Source organism: Pseudomonas halotolerans, assembly GCF_039581215.1.
GTDB classification, from domain to species: domain Bacteria; phylum Pseudomonadota; class Gammaproteobacteria; order Pseudomonadales; family Pseudomonadaceae; genus Aquipseudomonas; species Aquipseudomonas tehranensis.
Window position 1 is genome coordinate 92,832 of sequence record NZ_JBCNTJ010000009.1, and the last position, 18,380, is coordinate 111,211.

Consider the following 18,380-nt stretch of genomic DNA (forward strand, 5'->3'; position numbering starts at 1 on the left):
GACGCATGCTGCAGAATATCAGGGACAATTCACAAGGCTGGATTGCCAAAACCATCATCGGGGTCATCGTCGTATTGATGGCGTTGACCGGTTTCGATGCCATTTTTCAAGCCACCACCAACAGCAATGACGCAGCCAAGGTCAACGGCGAAGAGATCAGCCAGAACGAGCTGAGCCAGGCGGTCGACATGCAACGTCGTCAGCTCATGCAACAGTTGGGCAAGGATTTCGACGCTTCGTTGCTGGACGAAAAAATGCTGCGCGACTCAGCGCTCAAAGGCCTGATCGATCGCAAGCTGTTGCTGCAAGGCGCGCAAGATTCGAAATTCGCCTTCTCCGAAGCCGCGCTGGATCAAGTGATCCTGCAAACGCCTGAGTTTCAGGTCGATGGCAAGTTCAGCGCCGAGCGTTTCGATCAGGTGATCCGCCAGCTGGGTTACAGCCGCATGCAATTTCGTCAGATGCTGGCTCAGGAGATGCTGATCGGCCAGTTGCGCGCAGGTCTGGCGGGAAGTGGTTTTGTCACCGACGCCCAGGTGTTGGCCTTCGCCCGTCTGGAAAAACAGACCCGGGATTTCGCCACCTTGAATATCCAGGCCGACTCGTCGACGGTGAAACTGACCGATGATGAGGTCAAGGCTTACTACGATAAGCATGCCAAGGAATTCATGACGCCAGACCAGGTGGTCATCGACTACGTTGAGCTGAAGAAGGCTTCTTTCTTCGATCAGGTCAGCGTCAAGGATGAAGACCTGCAAGCGGCCTATCAGAAAGAAATCGCGAATCTGTCCGAACAGCGTCGTGCTGCGCACATCCTGATCGAAGTGAACGACAAGGTCACCGAAGCCCAGGCCAAGGCCAAGATCGAAGAGATTCAGGCTCGTTTGGCCAAGGGCGAATCGTTTGAGGCGTTGGCCAAGGAGTTCTCCCAGGACCCTGGTTCTGCTAGCAATGGCGGCGATCTCGGTTATGCCGGTCCGGGCGTCTACGATCCGGAGTTCGAAAAGGCTCTGTATGCCTTGAGCAAGGATCAGGTATCGGCGCCGGTACGTACCGATTTCGGTTTCCACCTGATCAAGTTGTTGGGAGTCGAAGCGCCTGAAGTGCCAACGTTTGCCAGCCTGAAGGACAAACTTGTCCGCGATCTGAAAACCCAGCAGGTTGAGCAGCGTTTCGTGGAGGCGACCAAGCAACTGGAGGATGCCGCTTTCGAAGCCTCCGATCTGGCACAGCCGGCCCAGGACCTGAAACTGACCGTTCACACGTCGGCACCATTTGGCCGTGAGGGTGGGGAAGGGATTGCGGCCAATCGCGCCGTGGTGACGGCCGCGTTCAGCCCGGAAGTATTGGATGAGGGTGCAAACAGCACCGCCATCGAACTGGACCCGGAAACCGTGGTGGTGCTGCGTGCCAAGGAGCACCGCAAACCTGAGCAGATGCCACTGGAAAGCGTGGACGGGGCCATTCGCGCTCAACTGGCAAAGGAACATGCCAGTGCGGCGGCCAAGACCCGGGCTGATGAGTTGATCGCCGGTTTGCGCGATGGCAAGACGGCCTTGGACAAACCTGTCGACGGCCAGAACTGGAAAGTCATCGAGGCGGCGAGCCGAAGCCAGGAAGGTATCGACCCGGCGGTGCTGCAGGCGTTGTTCCGGATGCCGAAGCCCGAATCGAAAGACAAGCCGACGTTCAGCAGCGTGACGTTGCCCGACGGCAGTCTGGTCGTCGTGCGTTTGAACCGTGTGAACGAAGCGGCAGCACCGAGCGATGAGGAGAAGGCGCAATATCGCCGTTATCTCGCTTCTCGCGTGGGTCAGCAGGATTTCGCCGCCTATCGCAAGCAGTTGGAGAGTGAGGCGGACATCGAGCGCTTCTAAGTGCCCTGATGGCTTGCCTCAAAACGACCCGGCCGAAAGGCCGGGTTTTTTGTGTCCGCTTGTTGCATCGGGCAGTATCTTCGTCGATCCATCGAATGGGCGTCTTTTTCCGGCAAATAACCCCCAGTAGACTTGTAACCCGTTTGAGACAAGATTAGCCACGCTGCCCGGCAGCGTTCTGTTGCACAATACGCCCCGGATCGTTTTCCTCAGGATGTTCAATGTTCAAATCATTTCCTATGCGCACCGTCGGGCTTGCGCTGGTGCTGGCCGTTGCAGCCGGTTGTTCGTCGAAGAAAACCGCGATTTACGAGCACGAAAACTTCGATGACTCCGGTACGTTCTCGCGCTCTTATTCAGTGAATGATGCGGCGACCTGCGAAGCCGGGCGCCGGGCATTGCTCAGCCAGGGCTACATCATTACCAGCAGCGATCCGAAGCTGGTCAGCGGTCACAAGAGTTTTCAGCAGACCGGCGAAACCCATATGGAGATCAGTTTCAATCTGGTCTGTGCTGAAGACAGCGGTCCCGGACACCGCGCGACTATGTTTGCCAACGCCTTGCAGGACCGTTATGCGCTGAAGAAAACCAACAACTCCGCCAGCCTCGGCGTGGGGGTGTTGGGATCGGTGTCGATGCCGATCGGCTCGTCCGATGATTCGATGGTCAAGGTCGCCAGCGAAACCGTGTCGTCGGCGAAGTTCTATGAGCGTTTCTTTGCCCTGGTGGAGTTGTTCCTGCCTCCCGAGGCGAAGAAACCCGTAGAGGAAACCGAAAAGCCCAAAGCCGAGCTTGGCGTTCCGGAAGCCCAGGTCGAGCCGGCAGCGTTGTCACCGGTTTCTACCCCAGCGCCGGCAGTGATGCCCACACCCGCTCCGCCTCCAGAGCCGGAACCTGCTCCTGCTCCTGCTCCTGCTCCTGCTCCAGAGCCAGAGCCAGAGCCTGCGCCAGAACCGGCACCTGTCGCGCCGATAGAGGAGGCCTCGCCCGCGCCTGTCGAGACTTCTCCTGCCAGTTCGGAGCCGGTCGCGCCGCCGGCAGAGCCCGCGCCCATCGCACCCAGCGAGCCTGAATCATCCGAGCCAGAGCCGTCGACGCCAGCCGTTACCCCGCCACCCTCCAGCGGCTTACCGGCCCCCGCCGAGCCAATCCAGCCGCTTCCCGCCTCTTGATGCTCAGTGGCAAGGGTGGAAATCCCTTGCCACACCTGCACACAGTAATTTCCCAGCGCTGTGCTACGTTTAATTCATGAAGCTTTTGCTTCATGTTTTGTTCATAAAGCGGCTTTATGCTGATTCCAGCGCCATCAGGCATCGGTTTCAACGTTACGTTATGGGAAGGATTCAAGATGGACGATTATCAGGAAGAGTTGCTGGAATATCAGGCGTATGAGCTTGATCCCCTGGAACCTGCCGAGGATGCGACGGAGTTGTAGATCAAGCCACACGTTGTAAGCGGCAAGCTTGAACTTAAGTGCTTCTCCGACTGCGCCGGAACTCTCCCGGAGTCTGGTTGTTCCAGCGCTTGAAGGCGCGTTGAAATGCCTCGGCCGAGGCGAACCCCAGTAAGTAAGCGATTTCGCCGAATGCCAGTTCAGTGTCGCGAATGTAGGTCATGGCCAGATCGCGGCGGGTGTCGTTGAGGATTGCGCGAAATTGCGTGCCTTCTTCGGCCAGTTTGCGCCGCAGCGTCCACGTTGGCAGCTTCAGACGCATCGCCACTTCTTCCAGGTCGGGTTCCCGGCCACCATTGAGCAATGGCCCCAGCAGTTGGATGATGCGCTCGCGCAGGCTGCGGGTGCGGGTCAATTGCTCCAGTTCCCGTTCACACAGCTGAACCAGGTGACGCCAGGTACCGGGGCAGTGTTGGGGGTTGCGTTCGGCGAGACTGTCGAGCCCAAGGCGTAGCTGATTGTGTTCTGCACCGAACTGGATAGGGCAGTCACCGAGTGCGCGATAGGCCTCCAGGTATGCTGGTTCTTCGAACTCGATTTCTACACGTTCAGCCCGCAACGCGACACCACTCACGCAGGACAATTGCGCCAGCCAGCCGGCGATGATCGAATCCACGACGAAGCGGTTGTAGGCGTTATAGGGGCTGATGGAATAGAACCGCAGCCACGCGCCTCGGGCGTCCTCATGAAAACTCGACTGACCGCGATAGTTGGAGCCGTACAGCGGCTCGAAGCGGATCATGCATCGCGCGGCTTCGCGCACTGTCGGTGCCTGGGCCGCCGTCACGCCTGCCAGCCCGGCCTGGCTCAAGCGGCTAAGTTGGCCCATGCGCAAACCCAAGGCAGGATCCTGGGTTTGTTGGATGGCGGCGTGCCCCAGGCGCATGTAGCGAGGGATCGACAAACGCGCTCCGGGCTCGGCCAGGCGTGCCGCATCCAGACCGTATTGTTCGAGCAAAGGCTGGGGATCCTGCCCATGGCTGGCAACCGCATCGGCCAGGCTGTGGACGAAGCTGACTGACAAGTCTCCCAGCCGCATCGGTTGCGGTTTCATGGTGTTACAGCCACAGGTTCAGCAGACGGGCGCCACGAGCTTCGCCGTCGGCGAAATGTTCGCCGTTATGGCTGATGAAACTCTGCCCCGCGCTGCCGCTGTCCCAAAACTGTCCTCGCAGGAAGACACTGACGCCGCCCTTGGCTTGGCTGCTGGGCGGCTGGCTGGTCAGTGTCAGGCGATGCCAGGCCTGGCCTTCACTCACTTCACCTGCCTTGAGACTTACTTCGCTCGGCGTCGGCAGCCCTTTATAGCCACTCCAGGGTTTGTCCCAAGCATCGCGACCGTTGACGAACGCAGGCACCGCCACCAGTTGCGCACCTTGTTCATTAAGCTGCCGATAGTGGAGCGGGTACCAACTGTCACTTCCGATCAGCACGCCCAGGCGCCCGGCGGGAGTGTCGACGACGCGGAGGGTGTCCGGGTGGTCTGCCCCAAGCACGTCCTGTTGCTCGAACACCGGATGCCGTTGGCGCTGCGGCTGGCCCAGCGGCCGACCGTCACTGCCGAACACCAGGCTAGTGTTGTACAGCGCGCCGCGGCCCACCTTGAGTTCGCCATCGCTGACACTCGGCTCGGGCAGCACGATGGAGCCGGCCACCAGGGTCACGCCGAACTCCTTGGCGAGCCTGCCGAACAGTGCCTGGTAGTCACGGGCCATGATGTCGGCTTTCATGCGCAGGTAAGCGTCGTCCAGGCGGTTGTCTCCTTTTGCGCTGACCAACGCCCGGATAAATGCCAGCGGGTTGCTGACCGCCAGCCAGTTCATGGCTTCCTTCAACGTGGCGGCCTGATACAACTCGTCTTTTTCACCGGTGATCATCAGCCAGGTGCCAATGTGCTCGGGCAAGACCACCACGGTTTTGTCATTGAGCAAGCCTTGGTCACGAGCGGTTTGCAGATAGGCCGCCAGTTTGCGGTGCAGGCGCTCGGGGCTCTGGTAGTCGGTGGGGAACAGTTCGGGCTGGATGCCCAGCAAGTTGCCTCGATCGGCGGGGGTGCCCTGGTTCACCGCCAGGTTGATGCGAAGGTCTGACAGGTAATGACCCGCCGGACGATCCACCGTCCACAGTGCGTAGGTGATCAGGGCGGCAATCAAGGCCAGTGACAACAGCAGGTACAGAAGTTTGCGCATGGGAAACAGTCAGCGGCCGTGTGCGGATTCGCTGACTAGGGTAGGGCCCACGATGGGGTGTTGCCAAGGGGCGTTGCGCATTTGGATCATTAAGTTGTCAGTTACGGCCATTGAGCACGCAGCTTCCGGCTCTTAGGCTGTTTGGCATGACCGATGGAAGCCACAGAGCCTCCACATTTTTCCGTGATCGCCCGTTGTGGAGTTATCGATGACCGCCCCTCATTACCCGCACCTGCTGGCCCCGCTGGACCTGGGTTTTACCACGTTGCGCAACCGCACCCTGATGGGGTCGATGCACACGGGCCTTGAAGAAAAACCCGGTGGTTTCGAGCGCATGGCGGCGTATTTTGCCGAGCGCGCGCGTGGCGGCGTGGGGCTGATGGTCACCGGCGGAATCGGGCCGAACGACGAGGGCGGCGTGTACTCCGGCGCGGCCAAGCTGACCACCGAGGAAGAAGCCCTCAAGCACCAGATTGTTACCCGTGCCGTGCATGAGGCCGGTGGCAAGATCTGCATGCAGATTCTTCACGCCGGGCGCTATGCCTACAGCCCCAAGCAGGTAGCGCCGAGCGCGATCCAGGCACCGATCAACCCGTTCAAGCCCAAGGAGCTGGACGAGGAGGGGATCGAGAAACAGATCAGCGATTTCGTCACCTGTTCGGTGCTGGCCCAGAAAGCCGAGTATGACGGCGTCGAGATCATGGGCTCGGAAGGTTATTTCATTAACCAGTTCCTGGCGGCCCATACCAACCACCGCACCGATCGCTGGGGCGGCAGCTATGAAAACCGCATGCGCCTGCCGGTGGAAATCGTGCGTCGGGTGCGTGAGGCGGTCGGTCCCAATTTCATCATTATCTTTCGCCTGTCGATGCTCGACCTGGTGGAAGGTGGCAGCAGCTGGGATGAAATCGTTCAGTTGGCCAAAGCCATCGAGCAGGCCGGGGCGACGATCATCAACACCGGTATTGGCTGGCATGAGGCGCGGATTCCTACCATCGCCACCAAGGTTCCGCGGGCGGCGTTCAGCAAGGTCACAGCCAAACTGCGCGGCTCAGTGAGTATTCCGCTGATCACCACCAACCGCATCAACACCCCGGAGGTGGCCGAACAGATCCTGGCCGAAGGCGACGCCGATATGGTGTCCATGGCGCGGCCGTTCCTGGCCGATCCGGAATTCGTCAACAAGGCTGCCGCCGGGCGCGCGGATGAAATCAACACTTGCATCGGCTGTAACCAGGCTTGTCTGGACCATACCTTTGGCGGCAAGCTCACCAGTTGCCTGGTGAACCCGCGGGCATGCCATGAAACCGAACTCAATTACTTGCCGGTCACCCAGGTGAAAAAAATCGCCGTGGTCGGCGCCGGTCCGGCCGGTTTGTCCGCTGCTACCGTGGCAGCCGAACGGGGGCATCAGGTGACGCTGTTCGATTCGGCCAGCGAAATAGGCGGCCAGTTCAACATCGCCAAGCGGGTGCCGGGCAAGGAGGAGTTCTTCGAAACCCTGCGTTATTTCAAGCGCAAGTTGCAAACCAGCCACGTCGAGCTGTGTCTCAACACGCGGGTGGATGTGGCGCAATTGGTCGCGGGCGGTTTTGACGAGATCATCCTGGCCACCGGTATTGCGCCGCGGGTGCCGGCGATTCCTGGGGTGGAGCATGCCAAGGTCCTCAGCTATCTGGATGTGATTCTGGAGCGTAAGCCGGTGGGCCGCAGTGTCGCGGTGATCGGCGCCGGCGGTATCGGCTTTGACGTGTCGGAGTTCCTGGTCCATCAGGGGGTTGCCACCAGCCAGGACCGTGAAGCGTTCTGGAAAGAGTGGGGTATCGATACCCGGCTCCAGGCGCGCGGCGGGGTCGCCGGGATCAAGGCCGAGCCCCATGCTCCGGCGCGGCAGGTGTTCTTGTTGCAGCGCAAGAAATCCAAGGTTGGCGAGGGCCTGGGCAAGACCACCGGCTGGATTCACCGCACGGGTCTGAAGAACAAGCAGGTGCAAATGCTCAACAGTGTCGAGTACCTGAAAATCGATGACCAAGGCTTGCACATTCGTATCGGTGAGGCCGGCGAGCCGCAAGTGCTGGCCGTGGACAACATCGTGATCTGCGCCGGTCAGGATCCGTTGCGCGAGTTGCAGCAAGGCCTGGAAGCGGCGGGGCAGACTGTCCACCTCATCGGCGGTGCCGACGTCGCGGCAGAGCTGGATGCCAAGCGGGCGATCAATCAGGGATCGCGATTGGCGGCGCAGTTGTAAGGCACAAAATTGAAGCCACAATCCCCCTGTGGGAGCGGGCTTGCTCGCGATAGCGGCAGGTCAGTCGACATTTATGCAACTGACAAACCGCTATCGCGAGCAAGCTCGCTCCCACAGGGAGGGCGGTGCACTCAGATCCTGAAGTCTCCCAACACCGAGCTGTTAAGATGCCGGCATCTTCCTATCCGGCCCTGCTGCAATGCTGCTTTCCTGCCTCGACTGGCACCCCCGACCCCGCCTGGAACCTCTACATCTGGATTGGCTCGCCCGTGCCGGCGTTGAAGTGGCGGTGTTGCGTCTGGACCGGATCGACCCGCTGATCAGTGGTAACAAGTGGTTCAAGCTGATTCACCATGTGCGCGCTGCCCATGAGGCCGGTGCCAAGGGGATCATGAGCGTGGGCGGCGCTTATTCCAACCATCTGCATGCCCTGGCCGCGGCGGGCAAGCGCTTCGGTTTTGCTACCGTCGGGTTATTGCGCGGCCATCCTCAGGACACGCCGACGGTGCTCGACCTGAAAGCGTTCGACATGGAACTGCATTGGTTGGGTTATGGCGGATATCGAGCGCGGCACGCTGCGGACTTCTGGGGGGCGCGTTATCCACATTTGCATCCGGTGCCCGAGGGCGGTTCAGGATGGCCCGGCGCGCAGGGCTGCATGGGCTGGCTGACCAGTGCCCGGGAGCAACTGGCGACAGTGGGATGGGCGGATTATCACGGCTGGTGGTTGGCCTGCGGCACCGGAACATCGCTGGCGGGGCTGGTGCTGGCTGAAGCGGGGGCGCACCCGGTCTACGGCGTGCTGGCGGTGCCTGAGGACCATGGCGTGGCGCAACAGGTCGAACGCATCGTGGGGCAGGCAGGCCTTTGCAACCCGCATTATGAGTTGTTCGATGGCAGTCGTGGTGGGTTCGCCAGGGTCGATGCCGAACTCAGCGCCTTCATCCAGACCACGGGCGCCATCGAACTGGAACCGCTGTACACCGGCAAGGCGTTGATGCTGCTCAAGGCCCGGGTCGAGGCCGGACAGTTTGTCCGCGGCACCCGCTTGATTTTCGTTCACACCGGCGGCCTGCAAGGCCGCCGAGGGTTTGAATAACCGGCGTCAGCCGCGTTTGGGCATCATCCGCAGCAGGGTGTTATCACGCACGATGTAGTGGTGGTACAGCCCCGCCAGGGCATGCAGGCCAATCAGCCAGTAGCCGATCGTGCCCCCCAACTCATGCCAGCCCTCCAGTTGCTTGGCAAAGTCTTTGTCCTGATCGATCAGCAGCGGCAAGTCAAAACCATAGAACATCACCTGATGTCCTTCAGCACTGGTAATCAGCCACCCCAGCAATGGCATGGCGATCATGAGCAGGTACAACGCCCCGTGCATCAGGTGTGCAAGGAAGGTCTGCCAGGCAGGCGAAGCGGGAAAAATGGCCGGGGCCTTGCCCATGCCACGGGCAAACAGGCGCAGCCAGACCAGCACAAACACGGTCAGGCCAAGCATGAAGTGAGCTTCCTTGATCAGGGTTCGGCCTTCACTGCCCTTGGGGAATATCCCTCGCAGTTCGATGCAGGCATAAACCACAGCCAGCAGAATCAGCATCAGCCAGTGCAAGGCGACCGTGACGGTGCTGTAGCGGTTTTCCGAGCTTTTCCAGGGCATCCGGGTATCTCCAGTCATCAGGTAGAGCACCGTCTTGAGCGGCGTTGTGCTTTTACTGTAAGCCCGTTTCGCTGGGTTTGCTTGAGCCAGATCACGTTTGCCGGCATGCAATCGGTCACTGCATTCACATGACGGCGGCTGTTGCGCAGCCGTGCGGGAGCAAGCTTGATCGCTGTGCAGAGGTGTCAGGGCGTCAGGTCTGGCGGGTTCAGGAGCCAATCCAATAGCGGCCGCGCATCATTGTGGACCTGCACCGGTTTGGGCGGCGTAGGAGGCTGTCCTCCGCCGGTATCGACTCCCCCCAGGCAGAGCACCGGCCGGTCGGGGTCGCCGTCGAGAAAACTCACCAGCACTTCGCTGCCGGCCATCAGGGCTGGGCTGTCGTTCAGCGTCTGTCGCGACACCGGCAGCGTGATGCCTTCGCCATCCGGCGTCCACAGGCTGACGGTGACATGGCCGCGCTCATCGCGGCCGGCCGGCTGACCGGCAGGGCCTAGCACATGAGCCAGGTGGTAACCGGGGATGCATGGCTTGGGATGCTTGAGGGCCGGCCGGAACACAGTGGACCATGGAATGGCCGAGAACCGGTTGCGGTAGTCCCGAGTTGCCGGTGTGCGCGGCAGGTTCGTTTCAAGGATGGAGAACTGCCGCCCGCGGTGCTGGATCTCGGTGATCAGCCATTGGTCGTTGAAGTTGGAGACCGGATGTTCACAGATCTGCACGATATGGCCGCTGCGCAGGACGGGGTGAGTACTGTGGCCTTGGATTTCCCGCTGTCGGCAGCGTAGTCGCTCAAGTTTCCGGCGACCGGTTTGATAACGATGAGCCAGCATCGGATTGCCCCGCATCCTCTCGTGGTTCTCACCTTCGAAGGCGTGGTTCGCCGCGCTGTCGCCGGCCCGGGCTATCTCGCGATCGCTGTATCCGAGCGGCAGGCCGGGCGCCATGGAATGGTGACGCTGGTACAACTGTTTGATGCTCGGCTGGTGGCCGGCATTCGGGCGCTGGGTCAGTTCGACAGGACGCGCACAGAAACTTTTCGGGTCTTCGGCGAACACCAGGACATGATCATGGAATGTGTGTTCGAAGTGGTAATGAATGCCTTCTTCTTCGCACAACCGGTGCAGCAGTTCCAGGTCGCTCTCATCGTACTGGATACAGAACGGGCGGCAGGGATACTGCCCATGGGGCAGATCGAAGCGGTAACTGTGGGCGGGTAGCGCGTGATCTTCCAACAGGCGATGCAGTATCTGCACAACGTTGAGCCGATAGAAAACCCGTCGCCGCGGGCCCTGTTCCAGGCGCTGGAGGTAAGGAACCAGCGTTAAGCGATAGCCGATGCGCAGCGATGCATGGGAAGTCAGGCCGACGCTTTGCACAATTGCATGCACGCCGGATTCGCCATCCAGTCGCAGGAAGGCTGGCTGGCCCAGCAGAATGTCGGGATTGATCGGCGGCGCCAGGCCGATCAGTTCAAGGTCGAAGCGGTACGGCTGGTTAAGGGCTTCGCGACCGTTGAACCTCAGTACTTGCAGTCGCAAGTTGCTTTGCGTGAGTGTCAGGCTGAAGGGACTTTCCGTGTCGTTGCGCATCGCCGTTCTTACTTGCTGAGGGAGAAGGCCATGAGAGTACGGAACCACGGGATGAAAGGGGGGGGCGAATCGTTGTTTCAGAAATTCCCTACAACACGCTGGGGAAATGTTGATTCATCAGGGGCAATTTTTTGGTCGATCAGCCGGTTTAGGCCGTATAAACTTGCGCCACAGCGCCGGCCAGCAGATGTCTCGGCGCGACAGACAAGAGAGTGAGTAATGGGCGCACAGTGGAAGGTTAAACACAAAGAAGCGGCTGCCAACGCCAAGGGCAAGATCTTCGGCAAGCTGGTGAAGGAAATCACCATTGCCGCGCGCAACGGCGCTGACACTGCCACCAATGCGCACCTGCGACTGGTGGTCGAGCAGGCGAAGAAGGCCTCGATGCCCCGCGAAACCCTGGAGCGCGCGATCAAGAAAGGCTCCGGCCAGCTCGGTGAAACCGTGCAATACCACCGTGTGACCTACGAAGGGTTCGCACCGCATCAGGTGCCGCTGATCGTCGAATGCGTGACCGACAACATCAACCGCACTGTTGCCGAGATTCGCGTTGCGTTCCGCAAGGGCCAATTGGGCGCCTCGGGTTCGGTTGCATGGGACTTCAACCATGTCGGTATGATCGAGGCCTCCCCGGACAGCCCGGACGCCGATCCGGAAATGGCCGCTATCGAAGCCGGTGCCCAGGATTTCGAGCCGGGCGAAGACGGCGCGACGCTGTTCCTCACGGACCCTTCCGACCTCGATGCGGTGCAGAAGGCGCTGCCGGAGCAAGGTTTCACCGTGCTGTCCGCCAAGCTCGGCTACCAGCCGAAAAACCCGGTCAGCGGCCTGACGGACGAGCAGATGGCCGAAGTCGAGGCGTTCCTTGAGGGCCTGGACAATCACGACGACGTGCAGGACATGTTTGTCGGATTGGCCGATTAAGCTCCACAAGACCTTGTGGCGAGGGAGCTTGCTCCCGCTCGGTGGCGAAGCCGTCGTGAACCGGGCGATGCGGTTTTACTGACAGACGGTGGTGCCTGTTTAGGGCTGCTGCGCAGCCCAGCGGGAGCAAGCTCCCTCGCCACAGTCGCGCAGTAAGCCTTCAATCTCCTCAAACCCCGGCCGCCCCAGCACCTCGGGCTGACAGCAGCGCGCCTGCAGATCCTGCAACGTTGCCAGTCCCTCAGCACTGAGCCCCGGTTCGATCCGCGCCAGCAATTCCCCCAGCAGTATCCCGAACGCCCGCACTTCGATGCGTTGTAACGCACGGGTTTGCACCGTGTCGGCAGTGGCGTGGAAAGACGCCGCGCCAAAGTCGCCCAACAGACAATCGCCCTGGTCATTGCACAGAATATTGTGCCCGTACAAATCGCCGTGAGTGATGCCCTGGCGGTGCAGGTGCGCCGCCACCGAGGCGATGCCCAGGGCGATGCGCAAAGCCGCGGGAGCGCTTAGATGCAGTGCGTCGGCATACACGTCGCGGGTGCAGGACGCCAGGCTCGGCAGCCCCGCCAGGTTGCGGTAGCTGGGCTCGATCAGTTCCATCACCAGTCCGGCCTGTTGCTCGGGGTGCCCGGTGATCTGGCCCAGCACGTCGATCAGATTCGGATGACGACCTGCGGTAATGCAGGCGTGCATTTCATGCAATGGCGAGCCGTCGCTGGTCATCTGGCCTTTGTACAGCTTGAGCGCGACGTTTCGCGCGACCTGGCCCAGGGGCTGCCACAGCGCCTGATGAATCACCCCCGAAGCGCCTTCGCCTAACGGTTGGTGCACGTTCAGTTGCGACCAGTCGATGGACGTCGCTTCGGCCAGGATATCGGCATTGGCCTGGGTTTCCAGCGGGTTGCCGGCATAAGCCAGCCAGCTCAGGCTGGGCAAATCCAGCAGCCATTGCGGCAGCTCGGTCAGTTGGTTGGCGGCGATGCGCAGCAGTTCAAGACGATGGCACTGCCCCAGGGTCGTGGGCAACTGCTGCAACCGGTTGCCGGCGAGCATGAGCTTTTGCAAGAACGGGCGTTGGCCGAGCTCATGGGGTAACTGACTGATGCGGTTGTCCGTCAGGATCAACCAGCGCAGCAGCGGCGGCAGGGCAGTGCCAGGCACATGTTCGATGCGGTTGGCCTTGAAGCCGACCATGGTCAAGGCCGCGCAGCGGCCCAGGCATTCGGGCAATTCAATGAAATGGTTGTCCGAGCAGAACAACACCCGCAGGTGGGTCAGGCGATGCAGATCGTCGGGCAGCGCAGTCAACTGGTTGCCGCTGAGATTGAGGACTTCGAGCGAGTCGGCCAGGTCGAAGATTTCCCGGGGGAACTGCGTCAGGCCGCAGGACAGATCCAGCCGTTTGATGCCCGATAGCTGGCCGGCGCGCAGTTGAGCGAGGGTGTGCATGAGAGGTTCGCTGCTGATCAAGGGGGCGTAGCGCCCGAGGCCAGACAGTTAACCAATAATCAGCCCAACACAAAACCCTGTTGCGAAGGTTTTATCTGTGGGAGCAAGGCTTGCCCGCGATGCAGGCACCTCGCTTTCTCAAAGACCGCGTTGCCTGCATCGCGGGCAAGCCTTGCTCCCACAAACGTGTCTAGCGTTCGACGCTGCGGTTCCAACGAGCGTTCCAGGCCGGGCGTTGCTCGTTGACCTGGTCCCAATCTACCGCAATGGCCGTTTCCAGGTACTGCTTCATCGCCTCTACCTGGCCGCGGGTTTTGTCAGTGGTGGGTGTGGTGGGGTTGGACGGGATCTGATCGCCTTCTTCCAGGGCAATGGCCTGGGCTTGGGGCGTGAGCAGGAAGGCGGCGAGCTTTTGCGCCAGTTCAGGCTGGGTGTTCTGGGCAATGGCGCATTCAGCGACGTTGAGCACCACCGCGCCTTCCTTGGGCTGCGCATACTCGACCGGCATGCCCTTGAGTTTGAGCGCGGTCACTTGGGTAGGCGTCAACGGGAACAGTGCGGCTTCGTCGGTCTGCAGCATTTCGGAGATCTTTGCGGAGCTCGGGATATATTCCAGCACGTTGCGTCCGACGGTGTTTGGCCAGGCCTTGAAGCCCGGTTCGACGTCGGCTTCGCTGCCGCCCTGAATACGGTTGAACATCAGGAAACCGTGCAGGCCGAAGGTCGAGGAAGCCAGGGACTGGAACACCAGTTTGTCCTTGAAACGCGGGTCGGCCATGTCCATCCAGGAGGTGGGCGCGCTCCAGCCATGTTCCTTGAACAACCGTGTGTTGTAGGCCAGTCCCGTGACACCGAGGCTGACGGCCACGGCTTGGTCCTTGATGCGACCCTTGGCCGGAATCTGCGCCAGGGGCGGGCTGTCTTCGAGCTTGTCGCACAGCCCCATGGCGATGGCCCGGTACATGATGCCGTCATCGAGGAACATCACGTGCATTTGCGGATTGCCTTTACTGGCCTGGACTTTCGCCAGGATGTCGGCGGAGGTGCCGGGCACGATCACCACTTTGACGTTGTTGGCTTTTTCGAAGGCCGGCAAGACCTTGTCGGCGTAAAGCCGCTCCATGGTCCCACCGTTCATGCCCAGATAAAGCGTCGTCTCGGCCAGCGCCTGGGTGACCGGGAGCAGGGCGCCCAGGCAGGAGAAACCCAACGAGCAGAAACCGAACAATGCACTGCGTTTGACGTTATTCATTGGCGCGACCTTCCTCTATCAAGCAACGGAGATGGAGTGAAACCGGGTGATTGAAAACGCATCCAGCGACGTTTTTGACGCGCCGCAGCAGATGATCTCGGTGAGCGCCTGGCCCACCGCGGGGCCGATCTGAAAACCCGCGCCGGCAAAGCCAAACGCGTGCAACAGGCCGGGTTGGGTGCTGCTGGGGCCGATCACCGGTTGGCGATCGGGCAGGTAACCTTCGGTGCCGCTCCAGGTGCGAATCGCCTGGGCACCCTCCAAAAAAGGGTAGAGCTCCACGGCTTGGCGCAGGATGTCGATCACTGCGTTCTGGCCGGGTCGGGCGCGGGCATCGTCCAGGGCGAAACCCTGGCCGCCCCCCAGCACGCAATTGCCACGGGCGACCTGACGCGCGTAGATGCCGCCACCCTCCACGCCGGTGCTGGCATCCATCACCAAAGGTAAGGGCTCAGTGACCAGCATCGCCGGATGCCCGGCATGCATTGGCACCGCTTCGCCAAATTGCCCGGCAAAATGGCTCGCCCAGGCGCCCGCGCAGTTCAGCAGCCAGGGCGCCTGGAGCGCCAGGCCTGTTTCGGTACGCACGCCAAAGCGCTGGCCGTCATGTTGCACATGGCTGACTGTGCATTGTTCAAAGACCTGTGCGCCATGCCTGCGGGCCGCCTGGGCAAATGCCGGGGACACCAGTCGCGGGTTGGCGTGGCCGTCGTCCGGGCAGAGGGATGCTCCGACTGCAACTGCGCCGACCCATGGGAAGCGGGCGCGCAACTGGTCACGGTCCAGCAGTTGCAGATCAAGGCCGAAGCCCTGGCTGCTGGCGGCATAGTCGTGCAGGGCTTGCAGGTCGTCGGAGCTGCGGGCCAGTTTCAGGTGACCGCTGCGCTGGTACTCCCCATCGATGCCGATCAACTGCGGTAACTGGCTCCAGATTTCATGGGCCCGTTGCGACAGCGGCAGTTGTGACAACGGTCGACCCTGGCGCCGCACGCCGCCGTAGTTGACACCGCTGGAGTGCGAACCGCAGAAGTCTCGCTCCAGCAACGCCACCCGGCGGCCGGCTTTGCTCAGGAACAGCGCGGCCGAGGCGCCGACGATACCGCCGCCAATGATCACGACATCCACTTCGATCATGGCTCGACCTCCAGGCCAAACGGTAGCGGTTTGACCGGTGCTTGCGCCCGCATCCGGCCGATTTCGCCGACCGGACGCCCGCTCTCGCTGGCAATGATTTCCGCCGCTGCCGCGCCGCACATTCTCCCTTGGCAACGCCCCATGCCGACCCGGCAATGGGCCTTGACCCGGTTGATTTCCCAATGGCCTTCACCCACTACCTGGCGGATCTCGCCGGCGCTGACTTCTTCGCAGCGGCAGATCATCAGCTCGTCAGCGGCGTGGGCGGCCCAATCCGTGGGAAAGACAAAGGCGCGCTCCAAGCCCTGTCGGAAACGGCCGATGCGTTTCAGGGATTGTTCCAGTTGGGCGCAACGCCGCGGGTCGACGAGGTAGCCGAGGTCTTCGAGCAAGGCCAGGGCTGCACGTTCGCCGGCTATCTCCGCAGCGTCGGCACCCATGATTCCAGCGCCGTCGCCTGCCAGGTAGACCCCTGGCACGCTGCTGCGACCGGCAGGGTCGCGCTGTGGCAGCCAGGCGCGGTTCAGGTGACTCCAGGAAAATTCGCAGCCCAGCAGATCAGCCAGTTGGGTTTCGCTGCGCAAGCCGTGGGCGAAGGCCACCGCGTCGCAATCGAGGGTTTGCTCGCCTTTGGCGTTGCGCCATTTCAGGGTCTGGACGCGCCTTTCTCCGTCGATACGCGACAGGCTCGCCCCCTGATGCACAGTGATGCCGTGGGCGGTCAGCCAGGCGCGATAGTAGAGCCCCTTGGCCAGTGTGGCCGGTTGAGCCAGCAGGCCGGGCAGGGCGCGGGCCTGGGCGCTCAAGGGCGAGCTGTCGAGTACCGCGACCACCTTGGCACCGGCTCTGGCGTATTGATAAGCCACCAGATAAAGCAATGGGCCGCTGCCGGCGAACACCACCCGTTCACCGATGGCGCACCCCTGAAACTTCAGGGCGATCTGCGCCGCGCCCAGGCTGTACACACCCGGCAGGGTCCATCCCGGAGCGGGAAGGATTCGGTCGGTGGCGCCCGTTGCGACGATCACACGGGAGTAATCCAGGCGCGCGGCGCGGCCCTCATGCAAGGTGTCCAGCAGGCCGGCCTCGGCGTTCCACACCAGTGTTTCAGGTCGGTAATCAAGCTGTTCGCGCAGGTCATTGAAGGTTTGGTGCAAGGCGCTGGCTTTGTGTGCCTCAAAGCCATACAGCTTGGCCGGCGAGCGTTTGAAATTGGCCGGTTGTTGCCGATAGATTTGTCCGCCACCGCGTGCGGCTTCGTCCAGCAGAATGGGGTATACGCCGTGGGCGACCAGGGTCTGGGCGGCGCGGATACCCGCCGGGCCGGCACCGATGATGGCGACCGGTTTCATAGCCACCTCGCAGGCGATGCTGTGGGATTTATGGTGCTATCGCCGCCGCCATCGCGAGCAGGCTCGCTCCCACAGGGGGACGGTGGTGATGCTTGCTGCAAGTCCCTTGTGGGAGCGAGCTTGCTCGCGATGAGGCCATCCCTACCGGCGCTGTTCATAGCTGACGCCCCGGTTCACGGATGACGTGCTGGCCGGCTTCAAGCAGCGTCGAGCAGGCGCGCACGCGGCGGCCGTCGCCCAGGCGGACCCAGCAATCCTGGCAGGCGCCCATCAGGCAAAAACCGGCCCGGGGCTCGGCGCTGAAGTCACTGCCGCGCAAATGGTCGCTGCAGGTCAGCACAGCGGTGAGCAGGGTATCGCCCAGCAGACCGATGGCCGGTTTGCCGTCGAGGGTAAAGTCCAGTGCCGGGCGGTCGCCTTCGGCCAGTCGTGTCAGCAGAGCCATGGCGCCCTCATTGTTTGCCCACCAGAACCCGATCCAGGCCATAGACCCGGTCGAGCAGAATCATGGTCAGCGCCGTGAGCGCGATGACCAGCGCCGACACCGCCGCCATCATCGGGTCGATGGATTCGGTGGCGTAGACATACATGCGTACCGGCAGGGTTTGCGTGGCCGGTGACGTGACGAAGATCGACAGCGTGACCTCATCGAAACTGTTGATGAACGCCAGCAACCAGCCGCCGGCCACCCCAGGCAGAATCATCGGCAAGGTGATTTTCCGAAACAGCGTGAAGCGCCCGGCCCCCAGCGATTGCGCGGCCTGCTCGGCGCTGCGGTCCAGACCGATGGCCGAGGCCAGCACCAGGCGCAGCACATACGGGGTAATCACCAGCACGTGGGCGAAGATCAGCCAGGTGAAGCTGCCGTTCACGCCCATCAGCGCAAACAGCCGCAGCAACGCCACACCCAGCACCAGGTGCGGAATGATGATCGGCGACAGGAACAGAGCATTGAAAAAATCCCGGCCAGGGAATTCGAGTCGAGTGATCGCCAGCGCTGCCGGCACCGCGATCAGCGTCGCCAACGACGCCGCGCTGAACGCCAGGATCAGGCTGTTGTAGAACGCATCGATAAAGTCGGCACGTTCGAACACCGCACGGAACCAGCGCAGGGAAAACGCCGTGGTCGGCAGGCTCAGGGTGTTTTCCGGGGTGAAGGCAACCAGACACACCACCACCAGGGGCGCCATCATGAACACCACCACCAGGGCATGAAACAACAGGGCGAAAGGACCGTTCCTGGACATGACGAG

16 protein-coding genes are annotated in these 18,380 nt (G+C 61.7%); 6 read left to right on the plus strand and 10 right to left on the minus strand.

Features of this window, described 5'->3' with window-relative positions; all coding sequences use genetic code 11:
- Nucleotides 1–5 precede the first annotated feature (5 nt).
- From AAIS01_RS14330 to AAIS01_RS14340, 3 genes are all read left to right on the plus strand, one after another.
- Nucleotides 6–1,877 (plus strand): SurA N-terminal domain-containing protein, encoded by a 1,872-nt coding sequence (locus AAIS01_RS14330; protein ID WP_343469487.1) that lies wholly within the window; start codon nt 6–8, stop codon nt 1,875–1,877.
- 221 nt (nt 1,878–2,098) lie between these two features.
- A complete protein-coding gene (locus tag AAIS01_RS14335) occupies nt 2,099–3,049 on the plus strand; it encodes a DUF2242 domain-containing protein (RefSeq protein ID WP_343469488.1) in 951 nt (316 codons plus the stop codon).
- A gap of 116 nt (nt 3,050–3,165) precedes the next feature.
- Nucleotides 3,166–3,312: a hypothetical protein gene (locus AAIS01_RS14340; RefSeq protein WP_171061343.1), complete on the plus strand. Its 147-nt coding sequence runs from the start codon at nt 3,166–3,168 to the stop codon at nt 3,310–3,312.
- Nucleotides 3,313–3,346: 34 nt separating this feature from the next.
- Here the strand turns inward: AAIS01_RS14340 and AAIS01_RS14345 are convergent, their stop codons facing one another.
- Together AAIS01_RS14345 and AAIS01_RS14350 are read right to left on the minus strand one after the other, a co-directional pair.
- A complete protein-coding gene (locus AAIS01_RS14345) occupies nt 3,347–4,384 on the minus strand; it encodes an AraC family transcriptional regulator (RefSeq protein ID WP_343469489.1) in 1,038 nt (345 codons plus the stop codon).
- A 4-nt stretch (nt 4,385–4,388) separates the two neighbouring features.
- Nucleotides 4,389–5,519, minus strand: a complete 1,131-nt coding sequence (locus AAIS01_RS14350) for a carbon-nitrogen hydrolase family protein (protein ID WP_343469490.1) — start codon at nt 5,517–5,519, stop codon at nt 4,389–4,391.
- Between the two features lie 208 nt (nt 5,520–5,727).
- On the opposite strand from AAIS01_RS14350, the gene AAIS01_RS14355 reads away from it, so the two are divergent.
- Together AAIS01_RS14355 and AAIS01_RS14360 are read left to right on the plus strand one after the other, a co-directional pair.
- The gene (locus AAIS01_RS14355) at nt 5,728–7,767 is read left to right on the plus strand and encodes an oxidoreductase (protein WP_343469491.1); all 2,040 of its coding nucleotides are present in this window, start codon (nt 5,728–5,730) and stop codon (nt 7,765–7,767) included.
- Between the two features lie 199 nt (nt 7,768–7,966).
- On the plus strand, nt 7,967–8,866 hold the full coding sequence (locus tag AAIS01_RS14360; RefSeq protein WP_343469492.1) for a 1-aminocyclopropane-1-carboxylate deaminase/D-cysteine desulfhydrase: 900 nt from the start codon (nt 7,967–7,969) through the stop codon (nt 8,864–8,866).
- A gap of 6 nt (nt 8,867–8,872) precedes the next feature.
- Here the strand turns inward: AAIS01_RS14360 and AAIS01_RS14365 are convergent, their stop codons facing one another.
- Together AAIS01_RS14365 and AAIS01_RS14370 are read right to left on the minus strand one after the other, a co-directional pair.
- A complete protein-coding gene (locus AAIS01_RS14365; protein ID WP_343469493.1) occupies nt 8,873–9,421 on the minus strand; it encodes a cytochrome b in 549 nt (182 codons plus the stop codon).
- Between the two features lie 185 nt (nt 9,422–9,606).
- Nucleotides 9,607–11,013, minus strand: a complete 1,407-nt coding sequence (locus AAIS01_RS14370) for a type VI secretion system Vgr family protein (RefSeq protein ID WP_343469494.1) — start codon at nt 11,011–11,013, stop codon at nt 9,607–9,609.
- Between the two features lie 219 nt (nt 11,014–11,232).
- Here AAIS01_RS14370 and AAIS01_RS14375 point away from each other — a divergent pair, with 219 nt between their 5' ends.
- Entirely contained in the window at nt 11,233–11,937 is a 705-nt protein-coding gene (locus AAIS01_RS14375; protein WP_343469495.1) for a YebC/PmpR family DNA-binding transcriptional regulator, read from the plus strand.
- Between the two features lie 99 nt (nt 11,938–12,036).
- Here the strand turns inward: AAIS01_RS14375 and AAIS01_RS14380 are convergent, their stop codons facing one another.
- From AAIS01_RS14380 to AAIS01_RS14405, 6 genes are all read right to left on the minus strand, one after another.
- Nucleotides 12,037–13,389: a leucine-rich repeat-containing protein kinase family protein gene (locus tag AAIS01_RS14380; protein ID WP_343469496.1), complete on the minus strand. Its 1,353-nt coding sequence runs from the start codon at nt 13,387–13,389 to the stop codon at nt 12,037–12,039.
- A gap of 190 nt (nt 13,390–13,579) precedes the next feature.
- Complete coding sequence (locus AAIS01_RS14385) at nt 13,580–14,641, minus strand: ABC transporter substrate-binding protein (RefSeq protein ID WP_343469497.1); 1,062 nt, start codon at nt 14,639–14,641, stop codon at nt 13,580–13,582.
- Nucleotides 14,642–14,659: 18 nt separating this feature from the next.
- On the minus strand, nt 14,660–15,775 hold the full coding sequence (locus AAIS01_RS14390; protein WP_343469498.1) for an NAD(P)/FAD-dependent oxidoreductase: 1,116 nt from the start codon (nt 15,773–15,775) through the stop codon (nt 14,660–14,662).
- Nucleotides 15,772–17,127, minus strand: coding sequence for an FAD/NAD(P)-dependent oxidoreductase (locus tag AAIS01_RS14395; RefSeq protein ID WP_343469499.1), 1,356 nt, complete (start codon nt 17,125–17,127; stop codon nt 15,772–15,774). Before AAIS01_RS14395 ends, AAIS01_RS14390 begins: the two co-directional genes overlap by 4 nt.
- A 154-nt stretch (nt 17,128–17,281) precedes the next feature.
- Nucleotides 17,282–17,572: a (2Fe-2S)-binding protein gene (locus AAIS01_RS14400; protein ID WP_343469500.1), complete on the minus strand. Its 291-nt coding sequence runs from the start codon at nt 17,570–17,572 to the stop codon at nt 17,282–17,284.
- 7 nt (nt 17,573–17,579) lie between these two features.
- On the minus strand, nt 17,580–18,374 hold the full coding sequence (locus AAIS01_RS14405) for an ABC transporter permease (protein ID WP_343469501.1): 795 nt from the start codon (nt 18,372–18,374) through the stop codon (nt 17,580–17,582).
- Nucleotides 18,375–18,380 lie beyond the last annotated feature (6 nt).